The organism is Paenibacillus sp. NPDC058071 (genome assembly GCF_042885235.1).
Lineage (GTDB): Bacteria > Bacillota > Bacilli > Paenibacillales > Paenibacillaceae > Pristimantibacillus.
Genome location: NZ_JBHVSK010000002.1, coordinates 195,241 through 213,202, shown reverse-complemented (window position 1 = coordinate 213,202; position 17,962 = coordinate 195,241). Strand labels below are relative to the sequence as shown.

14 protein-coding genes are annotated in these 17,962 nt (G+C 52.7%); 11 read left to right on the top strand and 3 right to left on the bottom strand.

Features of this window, described 5'->3' with window-relative positions; all coding sequences use genetic code 11:
- Window positions 1–41: 41 nt before the first annotated feature.
- The 9 genes from purM (at window position 42) to ACFVTB_RS03780 (ending at window position 11,819) form a co-directional block, all read left to right on the top strand.
- Window positions 42–1,085, top strand: a complete 1,044-nt coding sequence (gene purM / locus ACFVTB_RS03820) for a phosphoribosylformylglycinamidine cyclo-ligase (protein WP_387745427.1) — start codon at window positions 42–44, stop codon at window positions 1,083–1,085.
- Window positions 1,085–1,696 (top strand): phosphoribosylglycinamide formyltransferase, encoded by a 612-nt coding sequence (gene purN / locus ACFVTB_RS03815; protein ID WP_387745424.1) that lies wholly within the window; start codon window positions 1,085–1,087, stop codon window positions 1,694–1,696. Before purM ends, purN begins: the two co-directional genes overlap by 1 nt.
- 130 nt (window positions 1,697–1,826) lie before the next feature.
- A complete protein-coding gene (gene purH, locus ACFVTB_RS03810; protein ID WP_387745421.1) occupies window positions 1,827–3,377 on the top strand; it encodes a bifunctional phosphoribosylaminoimidazolecarboxamide formyltransferase/IMP cyclohydrolase in 1,551 nt (516 codons plus the stop codon).
- A gap of 37 nt (window positions 3,378–3,414) precedes the next feature.
- Window positions 3,415–4,689 carry a phosphoribosylamine--glycine ligase gene (gene purD, locus ACFVTB_RS03805; protein WP_387745418.1) on the top strand — a complete coding sequence of 425 codons (1,275 nt, stop codon included), beginning with the start codon at window positions 3,415–3,417 and terminating at the stop codon, window positions 4,687–4,689.
- A 1,243-nt stretch (window positions 4,690–5,932) separates the two neighbouring features.
- On the top strand, window positions 5,933–6,958 hold the full coding sequence (locus tag ACFVTB_RS03800; protein ID WP_387745415.1) for a polysaccharide deacetylase family protein: 1,026 nt from the start codon (window positions 5,933–5,935) through the stop codon (window positions 6,956–6,958).
- 61 nt (window positions 6,959–7,019) lie between these two features.
- Window positions 7,020–8,447, top strand: coding sequence for a hypothetical protein (locus tag ACFVTB_RS03795; protein ID WP_387745412.1), 1,428 nt, complete (start codon window positions 7,020–7,022; stop codon window positions 8,445–8,447).
- 6 nt (window positions 8,448–8,453) lie between these two features.
- Complete coding sequence (locus ACFVTB_RS03790) at window positions 8,454–9,224, top strand: response regulator transcription factor (RefSeq protein ID WP_387746177.1); 771 nt, start codon at window positions 8,454–8,456, stop codon at window positions 9,222–9,224.
- Window positions 9,221–10,624 (top strand): ATP-binding protein, encoded by a 1,404-nt coding sequence (locus ACFVTB_RS03785; RefSeq protein WP_387745409.1) that lies wholly within the window; start codon window positions 9,221–9,223, stop codon window positions 10,622–10,624. The genes ACFVTB_RS03790 and ACFVTB_RS03785 overlap by 4 nt, the downstream gene beginning before the upstream one ends.
- 373 nt (window positions 10,625–10,997) lie before the next feature.
- Complete coding sequence (locus ACFVTB_RS03780; RefSeq protein WP_387745406.1) at window positions 10,998–11,819, top strand: alpha/beta hydrolase; 822 nt, start codon at window positions 10,998–11,000, stop codon at window positions 11,817–11,819.
- Window positions 11,820–11,975: 156 nt separating this feature from the next.
- Here ACFVTB_RS03780 and ACFVTB_RS03775 read toward each other — a convergent pair whose 3' ends face one another.
- The 3 genes from ACFVTB_RS03775 to ACFVTB_RS03765 are packed head-to-tail and all read right to left on the bottom strand — an operon-like array spanning window position 11,976 to window position 15,752.
- A complete protein-coding gene (locus ACFVTB_RS03775) occupies window positions 11,976–13,163 on the bottom strand; it encodes a Ger(x)C family spore germination protein (protein WP_387745403.1) in 1,188 nt (395 codons plus the stop codon).
- On the bottom strand, window positions 13,160–14,662 hold the full coding sequence (locus ACFVTB_RS03770; protein WP_387745400.1) for a spore germination protein: 1,503 nt from the start codon (window positions 14,660–14,662) through the stop codon (window positions 13,160–13,162). The genes ACFVTB_RS03775 and ACFVTB_RS03770 overlap by 4 nt, the downstream gene beginning before the upstream one ends.
- Window positions 14,655–15,752, bottom strand: a complete 1,098-nt coding sequence (locus ACFVTB_RS03765; protein ID WP_387745397.1) for a GerAB/ArcD/ProY family transporter — start codon at window positions 15,750–15,752, stop codon at window positions 14,655–14,657. Before ACFVTB_RS03765 ends, ACFVTB_RS03770 begins: the two co-directional genes overlap by 8 nt.
- 202 nt (window positions 15,753–15,954) lie before the next feature.
- Between ACFVTB_RS03765 and ACFVTB_RS03760 the strand changes: the two genes are divergently transcribed.
- Both ACFVTB_RS03760 and ACFVTB_RS03755 read left to right on the top strand, forming a co-directional pair.
- Window positions 15,955–17,085: a DUF3048 domain-containing protein gene (locus ACFVTB_RS03760; RefSeq protein ID WP_387745394.1), complete on the top strand. Its 1,131-nt coding sequence runs from the start codon at window positions 15,955–15,957 to the stop codon at window positions 17,083–17,085.
- 254 nt (window positions 17,086–17,339) lie between these two features.
- Window positions 17,340–17,951 carry a DUF47 domain-containing protein gene (locus tag ACFVTB_RS03755; RefSeq protein ID WP_387745391.1) on the top strand — a complete coding sequence of 204 codons (612 nt, stop codon included), beginning with the start codon at window positions 17,340–17,342 and terminating at the stop codon, window positions 17,949–17,951.
- The last annotated feature ends 11 nt before the right edge of the window (window positions 17,952–17,962 follow it).

The following is a 17,962-nucleotide window of genomic DNA, read 5'->3' as shown; positions in this document are numbered from 1 at the left end:
TGCCGGCCAAATCAAGATATAGGTAAAGGGGTTGACCTGAAGTGTCAGAAGCGTACAAAAAAGCAGGGGTCGATATCGACGCAGGGAATGAAGCTGTCGAGCGCATGAAGAAGCACGTAAAAAGAACGATGCGTCCCGGAGTGCTGACCGATCTGGGCGGTTTCGGCGGCCTGTTCGGCTTGGACAAATCAAAATACGAAGAGCCGGTTCTCGTCTCCGGCACGGACGGCGTAGGCACGAAGCTGAAACTGGCTTTCGCGCTGGATAAGCACGACACGATCGGCATCGACGCGGTAGCCATGTGCGTGAACGACATTATCGTTCAAGGCGCTGAACCGTTGTTCTTCCTCGATTACTTGGCATGCGGCAAAGTGGAGCCGGCCAAAATCGAAGCGATCGTCAAAGGCATCGCTGACGGCTGCGAACAGTCTGGCTGCGCGTTGATCGGCGGCGAAACGGCGGAAATGCCGGGCATGTATCAAGGCGAAGAATATGACATTGCTGGCTTTACGGTCGGTGTTGTCGACAAGAAGAACATCATCGACGGCAGCACAATCGCTCCTGGCGACGCGGTGCTCGGCTTCGCATCCAGCGGCATCCACAGCAACGGCTTCTCGCTCGTTCGCCGTTTGCTGCTCGAAGAGAGCGGCTACTCGCTTGATCAGCGCCTGCCGGAGCTCGGCGATGCGGTGCTTGGCGATGTTCTGATCGAGCCTACTCGCATTTACGTGAAATCGGCGCTGAAGCTGATCGAGAGCGTGCAAGTGAAGGGCATGGCGCACATTACAGGCGGCGGCTTTATTGAGAACATTCCTCGCGTATTGCCGGAAGGCGTCAACGTTGACATCGAATACGGCTCGTGGCCGATTCAGCCAATTTTCAGCCTCATGCAGGAAAAAGGCGCGATCACGAACCGCGATATGTTTAAAACATTTAATATGGGCATCGGACTCGTCGTCGTGGTTCCTGCCGAGCAAGCGGAAGAAGCACTTCGCATCGCCGCTGAGCTGGGCGAGAAGGCTTACCGCATCGGAACGGTAACGGAAGGCAGCAAAATCGTGACGTTCACGGGAGCGGAAGTGTAATGGGAGCATTGCGACTCGCGATATTCGCGTCGGGGCAAGGAACGAACTTCCAAGCCCTGGCCGATGCGGTGCAACAAGGAAGGCTCGATGCAACCATCGAGCTTCTTGTTTGTGATAAGCCGTCCGCCCCGGTTATCGAACGGGCGCGCAAAGCGGGAATTGAGACATTCGTGTTCCGTCCGAAGGAGTACCCGAATCGCGAAGCTTACGACGCCGAAATATTGGCCGAGCTGGAGCGTCGGGGCATCCAGTTGATCGTGCTCGCCGGTTATATGCGCATTATTACTGACGTATTGGTAGAACCCTTCTATGGCCGAATGATCAACGTCCATCCGACGCTGCTGCCGGCTTTTCCCGGCGTGAATGGCATCGGGCAGGCGCTTGATTACGGCGTAAAGGTGACCGGCGTGACCGTCCATTACGTAGACGGCGGTATGGACACCGGACCGATTATTGCGCAGAGCGCTGTCGAGGTGCTAGAAGGCGACACGGAAGATTCTCTCGCCGAACGTATTCATGCGGCGGAACAGCAGCTGCTGCCGCGTGTGACGCAGCTGATCGCCGAAGGGCGGGTCGAGCTGAACGGCCGACATGTAACCGTACGAAGCTGAAGATAAAGACAGTGAGCGGACTAAAATAGATTTTAGGCAGGCAGGCCGTTGGGGTTGTGAATGTGCAGATGGCAGATCCGCAGGACCCACCCAGGCCAACATTTTGAAACAATCAAGGAGGATTTCGAGCGTGGCTATTCGCAGAGCGTTAATCAGTGTATCGGACAAGACAGGTATTGTGGAGTTTTCCCGCGAGCTCGCGGCGCAAGGCGTAGAAATTATTTCGACAGGCGGCACCTTCAACCTGCTGCAAAAGGAAGGCATTCCGGTTATCGGCATTTCTGACGTAACGGGTTTCCCGGAAATTTTGGACGGCCGCGTTAAGACGCTTCATCCGGCTGTACACAGCGGACTTCTGGCCGTACGCGACGATGCCGAGCATCAGAAAGTGATGGAAGAGCTTGGACTTTCGTACATCGACCTCGTTGTCGTGAATCTGTATCCGTTCAAGCAAACAATCGCGAAGCCTGACGTGGAGTACGCTGACGCGATCGAAAACATCGATATCGGCGGTCCGACCATGCTCCGTTCCGCGGCGAAAAACCATAAGTTCGTTACTGTCGTTGTCGATGCAGCCGATTACGCGGCTGTTATCGAAGAAGTGAAGGCAAACGGCGATACAACGCTCGAAACGCGCAAGCGCCTGACGGCAAAAGTATTCCGTCACACAGCTGCTTACGACTCCTTGATCGCCGAATACTTGACGAAGCAGGTCGGCGAAACGCTGCCTGAGAGCTATACGGTAACCTACGAGAAAGTGCAGGACCTGCGTTACGGCGAGAACCCGCATCAAAACGCAGCGTTCTACAGCAAGCCGCTTGCCGCTCAAGGCAACATTACGACGGCGGAGCAGTTGCACGGCAAGGAGCTTTCTTACAACAACATTAACGACGCTAACGCGGCGCTGGCAATCGTAAAAGAATTCGATGAGCCTGCGGTAGTGGCGATCAAGCATATGAACCCATGCGGCGTAGGCATCGGTGCGACCATTCATGAAGCGTATCAAAAAGCTTACGCGGCTGATCCGACGTCGATCTTCGGCGGTATCGTTGCGGCGAACCGCACGATTGGCGCCGACACAGCTGAACTGTTGAGCCAAATTTTCCTCGAAATCATTATCGCGCCAGATTTCACAGAAGAAGCTTTTGCGATTTTGTCGAAGAAGAAAAACATCCGTCTGCTCAAGCTTGGCGAACTATCTGCCGCAGCCGCGGATCGCAAGTCGGATTGGCTCGTAACGAGCGTCGACGGCGGTATGCTTGTGCAAGAGAGCGATGTGCGCAGCCTGACAGAAGCAGATCTGCAATTCGTGACAAACCGCAAGCCGACAGAAGAAGAACTGAAGCAGCTGCTCTTCGGCTGGAAAGTCGTTAAGCATGTGAAATCGAATGCCATCGTGCTTGTGAAGGACAACATGACGATTGGGGTAGGCGCAGGTCAAATGAACCGCGTAGGCTCCGCTCGTATTGCACTCGAGCAAGCGGGTGAAGGCGCGAATGGCGGCGTACTCGCTTCCGACGCGTTCTTCCCAATGGGCGATACGGTTGAGCTGGCTGCTAAGCACGGCGTTACAGCGATCATTCAAACCGGCGGTTCGATTAAAGACGAGGAATCGATTGCGGCGGCAAATGCGAACAACATCGCCATGGTATTCACCGGCGTTCGCCACTTTAAGCACTAATCCGGCGATTTCATTTCGATCCAAGGGGGATGCAGCAATGCGAGTATTAGTAGTAGGTGGCGGCGGTCGCGAGCATGCGGTCGTCTGGTCCCTTAAGAAAAGTGAGAAAGTAAAAGAAGTGTTCTGCGCGCCGGGTAATGCCGGCATCGCTCAGTTGGCGGAATGTGTGCCGATCGGCGTCGATCAATTCGACGAGCTCGTGCAGTTCGCGAAGGATGCGGCGATCGATCTGGTCTTCATCGGTCCGGATGATCCGCTCGCGGCGGGCATCGTTGATGCGTTCGAGGCGAAGAATATCCCGGTTTACGGGCCGAACAAAGCGGCTGCGGAAATCGAAGGCAGCAAAATCTTTATGAAAGACTTGCTGAGAAAATACAATATTCCAACAGCGAAATACGAGACGTTCACCGATTACGAATCGGCGCAAGCCTACCTCAAGGCGCAATCCGTGCCAATCGTCATCAAAGCCGACGGTCTTGCCGCAGGCAAAGGCGTTACGGTTGCGTATTCGATAGAAGAAGCGGAGAAGGCGCTGCGCGAAGCGATGGTCGATAAAGTGTTCGGCGACGCCGGAAATCAAATCGTCATCGAGGAGTTTTTGGAAGGCCAGGAGATGTCGATTCTGGCGTTTGTCGACGGCGAAACCGTTCGTGCGATGGTGCCGGCGCAGGACCATAAGCCGGTCTTCGATAACGACAAAGGACCGAATACGGGCGGCATGGGCACCTACACGCCGTTGCCGCATATTCCGCAATCGATTGTGGACGACTCGATCGAGAACATCATCAAGCCGACTGCAAAAGCGATGGTCAGCGAAGGCCGTCCGTTCCGCGGCGTGCTGTTCGCGGGCCTGATGATCACGAAGGACGGTCCGAAAACAATCGAGTTCAACGCTCGGATGGGCGACCCAGAGACGCAGGTTGTCCTGCCTCGTCTGGAAACTGAACTGATCGACATCGTACTCGCCTCGCTGAACGGCAGATTGGATCAACTTGACATCGTCTGGAGCGACGAGGCCGCAGTTTGCGTTATTGCCGCATCCGAAGGATATCCGGCATCGTACCCGAAAGGCCGTGTCATTACCGGACTGGATAAAGCAGCCGAGCAAGGCGCGCTTGTCTTCCATGCCGGCACGGCGGAGAAGGACGGTCAAATCGTAACTAACGGCGGCCGCGTGCTCGGCATTGTCGGCCGCGGACGCGATATCGCCGAAGCGCGCGCTCGCGCGTACGAAGCGGTCAGCGTCATTCATTTCGACGGCATGCACAGCCGTACCGATATCGCTGCTAAGGCGCTGAAGGGTCTGCAATAAACCGCGTTGCGGTTTGTGACCTTTAGCGACTGCTGCTTTAGAAAGACAGTTAAGACCTCAATTTCCGACGGAAAGTGGAAATTGAGGTCTTTTTTTGGGCTCAAAGCTGAGTCAGTGTATGGCTTGAAGGGAGGGGGATCGCTGCGGGTCCGAGGGTGTGCGATCGCCGCGGGTCCAAGGGTGTGCGATCGCCGCCATCGTGCTGCGTTCTGACGCACGGCGCCTTCAGCGCCATAACGTGCGCTGGGAGAAGCGCGCGATTTCTTTCGATCGCCATTAGAGCCTGATTCCTTTATTTAATTTGATAGTAGTCTGAGGAAGTATTCTGGCTTTAAAAAGCGACCACTATCGTTTCTCCAGAGTCCCGTTCCCCCTCCACTTGTGCTCTTTTCAGTCAAACACTGATTTTAAGTTTGATCCCTTTTTTAGCTAGCTGAGTTTCAGCAACAACACTGGTACAACGGACAGAACGGCCGCTATACAGCTGGATTGCCTCCTTTTCCTCTCTGCAACGGCCCAAACGGCCGCTAAACAGCTGAATGGTCCGCTTCTCCTCGCTGCAACGGCCAAAAAGGCCGTTACAGCTCGCGGTAGTACCTCCTCAGACAGGGATCAGCAGCCAGCACTAGGTTTAACGGCCAAAACGGCCACTAAATAGCTGAATGGTCCGCTTCTCCTCGCTGCAACGGCCAAAAAGGCCGTTACAGCTCGCGTTAGTACCTCCTCAGACAGGGAGCAGCAGCCAGCACTAGATTTAACGGCCAAAACGGCCGCTAAATAGCAGGATTGCCTGCTTTTCCTCTCTGCAACGGCCAAATAGGCCGTTACAGCTCGCGATAGTACCTCCTCAGACAGGGATCAGCAGCCAGCACTAGGTTTAACGGACAAAAGCGGCTGCTAAACGGCAGAATGTCTGCTTCCCCTCTCTGCAACGGCCCAAAATGACCGTTGCAGCTCGTATGAGCTAGTGATAGCGGCCAGCATAAGATTTAACGGCCCAAAATGGCCGCTAAACGGCTAGATGTCTGCCTTTTCTCTTTGCAACGGTCATAAATGGCCGCTACAGCTCGTAAGGTTTACCGGCCAAATCGACCGCTAAACAGCCGGATCGTCTGTTTCCCCTCTTTGCAACGGCAAAAAAAGCCGTAGCAGCCCATTTTAGAAAGTCGTAACTAATTTGTAACACCATATTTCTAGCAATCCGTTACTATAAATCTATCAGCATAATGGGTTGGTGAGCGGAATGGGGAAACATAAAGGCGGAGTATACAAATTTCGGAAAGTGAAGATGCTGTTGGTGGCAATAGCGGCGCTAATGGCTTTGACGGCGATAACAGGCTGCGCTACGCGCGGGCCTTTCGGACTGTCTTCCTTGGTGTCGGCGGAAAGCGCAGACGGGGATGGAGGAGCGGGAGACGGACGTCACCCAGCGACAGATAGCGGTTTGGACGGGCAAACGAATAACCCGAGCGGGGAATCGACGGTTTCAGGTCCACCGCCTCAGTCGAGCGGTACTCCAACGCCGAACGAGCAGGCCGTTAATCGGCCGTCGCCAAGTCCCACTCCGAACACGGATCCGAATTCGAACGGCAAACCGAATACGGATCCGAGTACGAAGCCGGATACGAACGTTACTGTGCCGCCATCCCCTCCATCTGGGCATGAGAAACCGCCGGAGTCCGTGAAGGGACATAAAGAGAAGCGGATTGCACTGACGTTCGACGACGGTCCCGATCAGCGTTATACGCCGGCTATTTTGGATATATTGAAGAAAAAGGGAGTGAAGGCAACCTTTTTCCTCGTTGGACAGCAGGTCAAGAAGGAACCGGAAGTAGCAAAGCGAATCGTAGATGAAGGGCATGCGGTAGGCAATCATTCGATGCATCATAAAAAAATGTCCAAACTGACCGATCAAGAGATTGCCGACGAAATTTCCGAGGCGGATGAGTTGATTGAGAAAGCGATTGGCGAGAAGCCGAATATGTTCCGCGCCCCTTACGGCGCTGTGTCGGATTCATTGAAGAAGCAGCTTGCAGAGGACGGTCGTACGCTGGTCGGCTGGAATATAGATACCAAAGACTGGGCGGGAACGAGCCCGAAAGCGATGCGCGAAATGATTCGGAAAGAAGCCGATCCGGGTGATATAATATTAATGCATTCGTTCGGCAGCAAAAACATTCAGCATACTGTTGAAGCTTTGCCGGGCATTATCGACGATTTGAAAAAAATGGGCTATACATTCGTGACCGCCGATGAATTGGCGGCCTAAACTCTCGAGGCGAACGGAGAACGGTACGTTCGCTTCGCGGGCGGATATAGGAGGTTAACCCTTGAAACGATATTCATTCAGCAGGGCGGCGCTTACAGCCGTCTTGTTCTGTTTATTTCTGTCGGGCTGCCGGTATACGGCAGCCCCGGCTGATTTATTGACGAAGCCGACGTTGTCCGGCGAAAAACAAGCGTTGATGCAGGCGGTCAACAACGTGCTGCCGATGTATGCGAAGCTGACGCTGCCGCTGCGCGACGACGGCCTCGGTTCGGTCAGGCTCGTCGATCTAAACGGCGATGGGATCGATGAAGCGATTGTTTCTTTTTACAACGAATACAGCACGCCGGAGCTGCTTACGTTGCGTTTTACGTCGGGCATGTGGCGTCCATGGCTGTCGATACAACAGCCGATGGCGAGACAGATCGATTGGATCCGACTTGTTGATTTCGACCGCAATGGCCAAGTGGAGCTGGCTATCGGATGGATCGGCTCTTTTGAAAGTCCAAGCCTTGCGGAGGTCTACTCGTTCCAGTCGAAGCCTTCCCGCAACGACGACGGCAAGCTGGCGCTGCAGCCGCTCGCTTCGATTCCTTATATCTACGCGGAGACCGGCGATATCAACGGAGACGGTAATACGGAGCTGGCCGTTATTACGGCAGACGGTTTGAATCAAGAGTACCAGTTGCCTTCCTATCGGCTTACCGTTTACGGGTGGCAGGATACTAGTATGAAGCTTCAGCAGGAGGTGCCGCTGTATGACGGCGTCAATACGTACGAGCGAATGGTCATCGGGAGGGTTTCCGACCGTCATCATGGGGTGATCGTCGAAGCATCCACCGGAGCTCATGCGACCTATACGGCTTTGTACGCATGGGAGAACGGAAAGCTGAAGCTCGTGCGTCCGCAAGCGGAAGCGCAGGGTCCGGACGAGGACGGCTCGATTGAAGGACGGCCAGTTCAAAGCGAGGATATTAACGGCGACGGCATTATCGAACTGATGAAGGCGCGGCAAGCGCCGGGCTACGGATACGACGAGTTCTCTTATGTCGATCAGCTCTGGCTGAACGATTGGGTGCAGTGGGACGGAAAAAAAGGCTTTATGCCGATCAGGCTGGAATATAGCGATTACGACTATCGGATCAGCTTAACCATTCCTGAGAAGTGGCAGAATCGTTTCACGCTTCGCAAGCCGGACCAATCGGATGAGTACGGCATTGCCGCTTTCGAGTATTGGAACGAAGAGACCGACTACAAGGCCAAGCTGGGAGTCTTGTACGCCGTGCCTTCACAGAAATGGAATGAAGCCGAGGCTAATTATAAAGACAAAGGGCGCTCTTATGTTCTGTTAGGCGCCGGGGGCGGCGTATTGTACGTTTTCTCGTATGCGGAGCCGTCAACAGGAATAGGCGGAGCCGATCTTCTGGCGCTCCAGGACATGAAGCTGACCGATCAAGAGCTTATTTCTTTATTTAGCCAGTTGGAGGACTAGCCAATGATGCGTATTTTATTGCTGGAAGACGAAGAAGCGATTCGCGGTTTTGTACGGATTAACTTGAAACGCAACGACATGGAGGTCATGGAGGCCGACCATGGTGAGGCGGCGCTTGCACTGGCGGAAACGGAAGGACCCTTCGATATCGCGCTGCTGGATGTCATGCTTCCGACGATTAGCGGCTTTGAAGTATGCGAGCGGCTAAGAGAGCGATACCCGGCGATGGGCATCATTATGCTAACCGCCAAATCGCAGGAGGAGGACAAAATATACGGACTGGAGCTGGGCGCGGACGATTATGTGCAAAAGCCGTTCAGCCCCGGCGAGTTGATGGCTCGAATCAAGTCGCTGCATCGCCGGATGAGGCAGGGGCAGCCGGTTCAGGGCGCCGAGGTAGAGGCTGGTGATGCGCTGCAGGTACAGTCTTTGGCAGAAGCCGCCGCCATAGCAGCCCAACCGTCAGACGAGCTTCGGATCGGACCGTTTCGATTGACGTTCGGCGACCGTAAACTGTGGAAGGGCGTGGAGGAAATCGTACTCACGCCGACGGAGTGGACGCTTGTTCGCCTCCTAATGGAGCGGGAAGGGAAGAACGTCAGCCGCGATGACATTTTAACGGAAGTATGGGGCAGATACTATGTCGGGGATTTAAAGGTCGTTGACGTCAATATTCGCAGAATTCGGCAAAAAATTGAAAGCAACCCTTCCGAGCCCGCATTCATTGAGACGGTATGGGGACTCGGCTATCGGTGGAAACGGAGCAGCGGCGGATGAAAAGCTTGAAAACGAGAATCGTATGGAGCTATATGCTGCTTATTTTTCTTGTCGTCTGCGTACTTGGCGGACTGTTTTTCACCTTGATCTGGAACTATTATTACGGCAGCGCGCAAAGCTCGGTGAAACAGCGGGCCGTATCGGCTCTGACGATGCACGGCCGCTCGCTCGCTTCCTTGAAGGTCCACGACCAGGCAGAGTATATGCTGCAATATATGGCGGAGGGCGATATTCGGCTGCAGCTGCTCGACAATACCGGCGAAATTCGCATCGATTCAGACGGTTTTGCCGATCGGGCGCAATATTCGACTCCTGATGTCCGAACAGCGCTTGGCGGCATGCCGGGCACTTGGCAGGGCGTCGATCCGTATTATGGCGTACGGGTCACCTCGGTCACTATTCCGGTATTTAACGATAAGCGGGTCGTATCGATGCTGAGGTACTCGGCTTCGCTCGAGCAAGTCGATGATATGGTCAGCCGACTTCTGCAGATGTCGGCGATAGTGGCCGCAGCCGTTGTGCTGCTGTTTTTGGCGCTTAGCCTGTGGATGACGCAGCGGATCGTGAGGCCAATTCGGGAATTGACGAGAGCGGCTCGTTACATGGCGGAAGGCGACTGGACCAGAAGGGCGGTAAAACGGAGCGATGACGAAATCGGACAGCTGGCGGAGACGTTTAACGCGATGGTTGTCGAACTGAACAAACGCGAGAAGCTGAAAAACGATTTTATATCTTCGATTTCGCATGAGCTGCGGACGCCGCTTACGTCGATTAAGGGGTGGAGCGAAACGTTAAAAGAAGGCGAGCCCGGTGAAGACGCGGAGGACTTAAGCCTTGGCTTAAATATTATTAGCCGAGAAACCGACCGTCTGTCCGGCCTTGTCGAGGATTTGCTCGACTTCTCCAAGCTGTCGGCGGGAAGTATGGAGCTGCATTCGGAAATGCTCGATTTGAACAGTCCGGTGAAGGAAACCGTTCACCAGTTGGCGGTTCGCGAAGAAAAAACAGGCGTGAAGCTGACCGCTTCGCTTGGCAAAGGGCCCATTCTGGTCTATGGAGATGCCAACCGGCTGAAGCAGGTCATTATTAATTTGATCGACAATGCGTTCAAGTTTACGCCAAGCGGAGGAACGATTCGAATTTCGACCACGGTCAATGCAGACTTGTCATACGCCTTGTTAACGGTTGCGGATACGGGCAGCGGCATCGAGCGGGAAGATTTGCCTCATGTGACGGAACGATTCTATAAGGCAAAGACCGGTCAAGGAGGAAGCGGGCTCGGACTTGCGATATGCAAGGAAATTACCGAGCTGCACGGCGGGGAGCTGAACGTGGACAGCGAGCATGGAGCCGGGACGGTCGTAACGGTTAAGCTTCCGATCTCCCGGCATCCCGAATGACGAATCACGCTTCAAATGCGCTGTCGGTTCGGCGAAAAAAAAGGGACTGCTATTCCTTATAGAATAGCAGATCCCGATTAACAATAACGTAAGCGGCGGCGATTATCGCTCCGAGTATTAGCATGACGGACAGCCAATGATCCGTCAGCCATTCGATCCAAGCAGGCATCGGCAATTCAACTCCTTCTCGGCATGATTCGGCAGCTTGCTGCCGGAATGCCGGATAGAGCTAGTATGCCCAATCTGCGTCAAATTTCATGTTGACATTATCGACCGGTCGGTGATAATATGATCCTAACTTAATTCAAAGTATTCGGGTAGGAATTATATAAATCGAACGACGGATTTACGGACTTGATCGGAGGGCTTTGCTATGGAAAAACAACTGGTACTGCACCATGACGGATTGGAGCTTGCTGCGACACTGCATTATCCGACAAATGGAACGGATTGCGGCAATAAAAAGCAACAAGCGATTATTATTTGCCACGGGTTTATCGGAAGCCGGATCGGTGTGGATCGGCTATTCGTGAAAACGGCACGGGCGCTTGCTGCTCAAGGCTCGTACGTGCTGCGTTTCGACTACGGCGGCTGCGGTGAAAGCGACGGCGATTACGGCGCGCTCGGCTTCGACAGCATGGTCGATCAGACGCGCACCGCCATCGATTACATCAGCTCGATGGATTGCATCGATCCGAGAAAGATCGTATTGCTCGGGCACAGTCTTGGCGGTGCGATAGCGATGATGACGGCCGTGAAGGACAAACGGGTAAAACGGCTTGTGCTGTGGTCCCCGGTCGCCTATCCGTTTAACGACATCGTGCGGATCGTCGGCCGAAGCAGCTATGACGAGGCGGTCAAGCAAGGCAGTACCGATTACAACGGCTTTACGTTGCAGCCGGTTTTCTTCGATTCGCTGCTTCAGCATCAGCCGTTTCAAGCGGCGACCAAGTTCGGCGGAGACGTGCTGCTCGTTCACGGAACGAGCGACGAGCTGATTCCGGTCGATTACAGCTTCTTGTACCAAAAAGTATTCTGGACTCGCAGCGAAGGGCTCTGCGATAAAGAAATTATTTTTCAAGCTAATCATACCTACTCCACGCGTCTTCACCAGGAAGAAGCGATTCGCGTTAGCTCCGAGTGGCTGGCAGGATTAGAGCGCCAGCAGCAGGAATGGCATCATTGGAGTATTTAACGATGGGGAGAGGCTAGCTAAGCCGTACCGCGCGCGACTCCCGCGTACGGTGCCATCGCGGCACGTGGTGCTCGGTACTCCTCTTACGCACTGCGCAGAAAGTTGAGCGCGGTGCGTTTTTGTTCCCGCTGACATCGTCGCCAACCGATCAGCAGACTATTCCATAACGCGCTTATGCTTCCCGTTGTAGACAATGTCCAGCTTCAAGTCCAGCTTCTCAATCGATTGCTTGTCCAGAAACAAATGCTTTCCGTTGTCCGTTAGTTCATGCCATTTGGTCGGATTTTTGCGATAAAGCCTTTCCTCCAAATTGTAGATGTCCACCTCTTTCGCCAACGCTTTCTCGTAGGTCTCCATAATCTCCTTCTTGATCGTATCCGAGGCGATCTGAGTCATCTCCTCCGCAGAAATTGGCGTATCGTATTCATACATCCCGGCCAGATACTTCGCTTTAACACGGAATTTAACCGTAGAGCCCTGAACAACCGGTTTGATTTTTAGCTTCGTAAGCATCACTGACAGCTGACCGTACACAACGCCGTCTTTTATTACCGGAAGCGGTGCGCGGTACATTTTTGGCTCCATCCAGTGATAGCCAAGCAGCTTGCTGCGCGGCATAAATCCTTTGACCTGTCGATCCGATTCGACAAAGGCGCCGTCGATTGTCAGAAGCGGGTGCTCCTTCTCATTTTCTTTCCACTGCGTATTGTTCAAGGCAAGACTCGGCAGGAAGGCGGAAACTGCCTCTTCTTTGAAATCGGAAATATACTTGAAGAACAGAATCGGCTTAAACATCGAATACTGCTTGTAGCTGTCCTCCGGATGATGAAGAATCGAATCGAGCGGAGACAGTCGGAATAGGGGCGTAGCGCTGAGCAGCTTGTCGATCGGCTCCCTCGTTCCATACAACCAGGCGTTATAACGAATTTCCGGATAGCGCACCAGCATATCGGCAACCAGAATTCCCTTCTCCATCAGCACCGACTCCGATAAAACGATGGCTGTAATATGCCCCCAGAACAGACTGAGCTGAGATGTTTTATAGACATCGTTTACCGCGTCGTTCAACGTTCGTCCCATTCCTTTGCCGACCCATACCGCTGCTTCCGGATTCAGCACGGCTCCTTCTTTTTTAGCGATGCTGCTGAAATCGAGCAATTGGACGTATACCGTAAACATCCCCTCTTTGTAATCGATACCTAAAGCTGTTGCATAGCCTTGCACTTGAATGCTCTTGCTGCTCCAGCATCCGGTCATCGTGATGAGCAATACGATCGACAGAGCGATTCGGGCGGCGGTTCCGTACAAATGGCGGACAGGATGAGTGAACAGCCGGGCGCTCATCCATTTTCTCCGCTTCTGATCGGTTTTTGCGTGTGCAAAGATTCCGGGCGACGTTTGCGCCAAAAGAAGGGCAGCTTGAACAGCGCATGCATGGCCATTTTCAGATTAAGAGGCGAGATCGGAGTCAAATAAGGCATCCCGAACGACTTCAGGCTCGTCACGTAGAGGATGAAGATGATAAAGGACAGGATTAGACCGTACATGCCGATGAACGCCGACAGCAGAAAAGAAACGAAGCGCATCATGATCATGGAGCTGGTCAAAACCTGATTGACTAACGTCGAACCCGCAACGATTGTTATGGCCGTAATGACGATCATAAGCGGTGATACAAGCCCGGCGCGGATAGCGGCATCCCCGATAATGAGACCCCCCACGACGGTAAGCGTCTGGCCGATCATGCTAGGAAGGCGGACGCCTGCTTCGCGAAACAATTCCATTAAGCACATAATGAAGAACATCTCGAGCCCGGATTCCATTGGCAGCCCTATTCGTCCTACCGAAATGGTGGCGAGCAGAGCGAATGGAATTTGATCAAGGTGAAACGACGTAAGCGCAATATAGAAGCCTGGCAAGAAAATCGTCAGCAGCAGCCCAGCAGCACGCAGAGCACGCCCGACATTGACTCCAAGAAAGCTGAAATGAGCGTCCTCAGGCGATTTGATGAGCAAAAATAAATTAACCGGCGCGATCAGACAGGTTGGATTGCCGTCTACAAGTATAATGATCCGTCCATTGAGCAGGCATTCTACGGCAAAGTCGGGCCTGCCCGTATAGCCGGTCAATGGGAAGAGCATCAATCTATGGCCGACGAGCAGCTCGTCGAGTTGATTGACGGTTTGCAGCGCTTCGATATCGATATGTTTAAGCTTCCTGCGGATAAGCCGCGTCAAGCTTTTGTTTGTAATATCCTCGATGTAGAGGTAAGCGACCTTCGTCATCGTCCGAGTGCCTATAATATAGTACTCGCAAGCAAGCGTAGGGGTACGGAGCCGCTTCCGAATTAAGGCGACATTGGTCGTCACGAGTTCGACGAAGCCGTCTCTCGGTCCCCGAATTGAAACTTCGCTGGAAGAGTCGCTTGGCGTACGGACAGGAAAGTTGGCGATGTCGACCGAATAGATCGTTTTTAAATTCGGGATGCAGCAAATCAGATGGCCTTCAAAGACGCGAGCGGCTACAAAATCGCGGTCGTAATTCGGCGATATATCGTCAAGCGAAGACCATTCCACTTGAGAGGCGCGAATAAACTCTTCTTTGCGGACGAACTTTGTTTTCTCGTAGACATCGCGCAAATCCGGCATAATGACGTCGTTCAGTACTTTCGAGTCTGTCATGCCGCTGCAATAGATAAACGTAATATGCGAACCGCTGGGAGGCTGTCCGAACATGGTGCTATGGATGAGAATATCGTTGCAATGGCCGAACCACTTGCGCAGAATATGCTCGTTCGGAAATATCGCTTCTGTTTTTTCTGCTGATTCGGTGCGATTATTCACTGGCGCTCGCCTTCTTTCTATAAATAGAGATCGGAATCGTAACGAGCAGAAGCGCGGTTACGCACACAATGAACAAAAAGAACGCCGGAAAGTGAATCTGGCTCAAATAGGCCAGCGTCAGATCGTCTTTGTATGGATAGACCGCAATGGCGCCCATGACAAACGACAAGACGGCAATGGTCCAGTACCGTTTCCTCGGCTTGCGAATATTGAGCAAATCGGGCAAAAGGTAAAGAGAAAGCGCGACGCGGGTGAAAGACCCGCACATCCACTGATAGATGGACATGAAATCGACGTGCTGAAATAACTCGCCGATCTGCAGTATTTTCCATTGCTCAAAGGCCGTATTTCGTTGCTTTGCCGCTTCCTGCGGACCGAACTCGGTAATCGAGCCGACGGTTGGGCCGATCGTCATAATAATCAGCAAGACGGACAAGGCAAGAAGCTGCCATAGCTTGATTTTGCTTTTTATTTGATGCTGGAAGAGCAGCAGTATCCATATCTCCATCAAGCCGGTAATAGAATAAAAGGCACCTTTCAGGACGGGAGACCAACCATGTTCAATTATCGGAAACAGCAGACTGTAGTCTTTGTACTTGGAGTTGGCCGTCATGACAAATAGGCCGAAAAGGATGACGATCGGCAGCAGAATACCGCTGGTCAGCGCAATCGAGCGGAGGCCTAGGCAAGCTGCGATCGCAGATACAAGAACTCCAATGCTTACAATGACGAGAGCGGGTGTTTGCTGCATGTAGGTAACGACCGCCCAGGTAGAGGTGTCGTTTAACGTATAAGCGCCAAGAACGAAGATCATCACGGCGGTTATGATACGAAACGGCCAAGCGACGAATGGGCTGAGCTGCCGCTCCAGCCAATCAGTCAGCCGTTGTCCATCCAAATGTTTCATAATAAAATAAAGGATCGTTATCCATAGAAGGAATAGGGGAGCCGCGACGAGCGTCGATACCCAGGCGTCGCGATGGGCTGCGCCCAATATAAGCGGGATTGCCATGACATGGGAAACCAAGCCTCCGCTAAGCAGCAAAATGCAGAACGCCAGCCAAATACTAATTTGACCCCTTCTTTTCATCGCGAGATACGTCCTTTCCAATCGGGAGATACCGTTAGAATGTGCGAATAATGGATAAATCATCCGTTTTCGACAAAAGCAATGATGACTCGCGGTTGGCTGTCTTATAAATCGACAATAGCCGTTTGAGCTTGTTTGTGTTTAAATGGGAATAGAAGGAATTCGCCGAATTTCAATTTTAATAATGTAAAAGGCGGGAGAAATGATGGATATCAAACGTGAAGAACGGCAGAAGCCGAGAAAGCGGCGAATCAAAGTCCGCAATATGGCGGCAGGACTCGTATTGTCGGCAGCTATGCTGCTTAGCGCTTGCGCAGGCAAAGGCGGTGAAGCGCCGCCGAATCCGACAGCGACCGAGGCAACTGACTCGCCCGCAGTCGCGACCGAAGCGCCCGCTTATCCCTATGTCGCGCCGCTCACGGGAGTCGGCCGTCAGACGGAAGCGGCGGAACGACCGATTGCAGTCATGATTAACAATTTAAAGCCGGCCCGCCCGCAATCGGGGCTGACGAACGCCGATGTGATATGGGAAGTGCTCGCCGAGGGCGGGGTTACAAGACTGATCGCCATTTTCCAAAGCACCGATCGATTGACTGACAACATTGGCCCGATTCGCAGCATTCGTCCTTATTTGATTGAGATTGGCGAAACCTATGGGGCTGTACTTGCGCATGCAGGAGCGAGCACCGATGCGTATGCGATTTTACAGCAGCAGAAGAAGCCGTACTTGGACGAAATCTCGAACGCTGGTACATACTTCTGGAGAAGCAAAGACCGAAAAGCGCCTCACAATTTGTACGCAAGTCTGGACAAGCTGAGGCAAGGCGCAGAGAAACGGGGTTATTCTGCGGGCAAAGCCGTTCCCGTCTATTCCTTCCTTCCAGAGGAGGATAGCGTAGCGGCAGTCACTTCGACTACTAACGATACGGGAGTGGCGGACGTTTCGCATGTCGAGATTATGTTTACTTTGAAAAACTACAAAGTATCCTACGACTACGATAAGGCGTCGGGACTTTACAAACGGTTCATTAACAATGAACCGCATGTGGATATGAACAACAATGAGCAGCTGTCGGCGGCGAACCTGGTTGTGCTCGAAGCGAGCCATAAAACATTGGACGATGTCGGCAGGCTGGCAGTCAATCTGACTTCCGGAGGCAAGGCGGTGCTGCTGCAGAAGGGCCGGGTCATCGACTGCGAGTGGGTACGTGCTGAGGACAACATGATTCGAATTATGAAGGACGGGGCAGAAGTGAAGCTCGTCCAAGGCAAAACGTTTTTCCATATCGTCCCGAATACGCCTAGCTTTGACGAGCATGTGAAATACGGGTAAAAAGACGCTTCGCAGGAAACACTCTTTATTAGGCGAGGGTTGTGCTTTCCGTATGAGCTGCAATCGCGGTGACAGTGCGGTACGAATGGTAAAAGGACGCTACCTGCCAAGGGGCGTCCTTTTTTTTGTGAAAATCTAAAACTTTTCATAAAACCTTTACATTCCCTTAACAAATATAAAGTAAACTGTGTTAAGATATTCTGGGCCTATTTGCTAGAGAAGCCTAAACATCCAGTCAGGTAAAGGGGATTACAATGTTCAAGAAAAAAGACATTTTCTTTAAAACGTTTGAAGAAATGGCAGACACTTTGGTTGAAGCGGTTCAATACTTCGCTAACGGGGTATCTGACCTGTCGGATGTTTCCACTTTCGCAAAAACGATGAAAGAGTACGAAAGCAAATGCGACGTTTACGTGCATACGATTTTGAAAGAACTGAACAAAACGTTCATAACCCCGATCGAACGGGAAGATATAATGGCGCTTACGACTTCTCTCGACGATGTGCTGGACGGCATTGAAGCTTGCGCTTCGCGTTTCGAGATGTACTATGTTCATGAAAAGGACGAGTATATTACGCTATTCGGCGATATTTTGTTGCGCTCCGCCAACCAGATCAAGAAGGCGATCTATTTGCTGACTGAGAAGAAGCTGCTGGCTATTCGCGAGCCTAACATTGCCATCAACGAATTGGAGAATCAGGCCGACGATCTGCTGCGCGTAGCCGTGAAAAGTCTGTTCGCCAACGTAAAAGATCCAATTGAACTGATCAAACGCAAAGAAATCTACGAGATGCTGGAGCTTACGACCGACTATTGCGAAGATGTCGCCAATACGTTGGAATCGATCATTATGCGCAACAGCTAACATGACAGTAG

Coding starts and splice junctions, on each gene's coding strand:
- purN (WP_387745424.1), top strand. CDS start 1,085: ATGGGAGCATTGCGACTCGCGATATTCGCGTCGGGGCAAGGAACGAAC.
- purD (WP_387745418.1), top strand. CDS start 3,415: ATGCGAGTATTAGTAGTAGGTGGCGGCGGTCGCGAGCATGCGGTCGTC.
- ACFVTB_RS03800 (WP_387745415.1), top strand. CDS start 5,933: ATGGGGAAACATAAAGGCGGAGTATACAAATTTCGGAAAGTGAAGATG.
- ACFVTB_RS03790 (WP_387746177.1), top strand. CDS start 8,454: ATGCGTATTTTATTGCTGGAAGACGAAGAAGCGATTCGCGGTTTTGTA.
- ACFVTB_RS03785 (WP_387745409.1), top strand. CDS start 9,221: ATGAAAAGCTTGAAAACGAGAATCGTATGGAGCTATATGCTGCTTATT.
- ACFVTB_RS03780 (WP_387745406.1), top strand. CDS start 10,998: ATGGAAAAACAACTGGTACTGCACCATGACGGATTGGAGCTTGCTGCG.
- ACFVTB_RS03775 (WP_387745403.1), bottom strand. CDS start 13,163: ATGAGCGCCCGGCTGTTCACTCATCCTGTCCGCCATTTGTACGGAACC.
- ACFVTB_RS03765 (WP_387745397.1), bottom strand. CDS start 15,752: ATGAAAAGAAGGGGTCAAATTAGTATTTGGCTGGCGTTCTGCATTTTG.
- ACFVTB_RS03760 (WP_387745394.1), top strand. CDS start 15,955: ATGATGGATATCAAACGTGAAGAACGGCAGAAGCCGAGAAAGCGGCGA.
- ACFVTB_RS03755 (WP_387745391.1), top strand. CDS start 17,340: ATGTTCAAGAAAAAAGACATTTTCTTTAAAACGTTTGAAGAAATGGCA.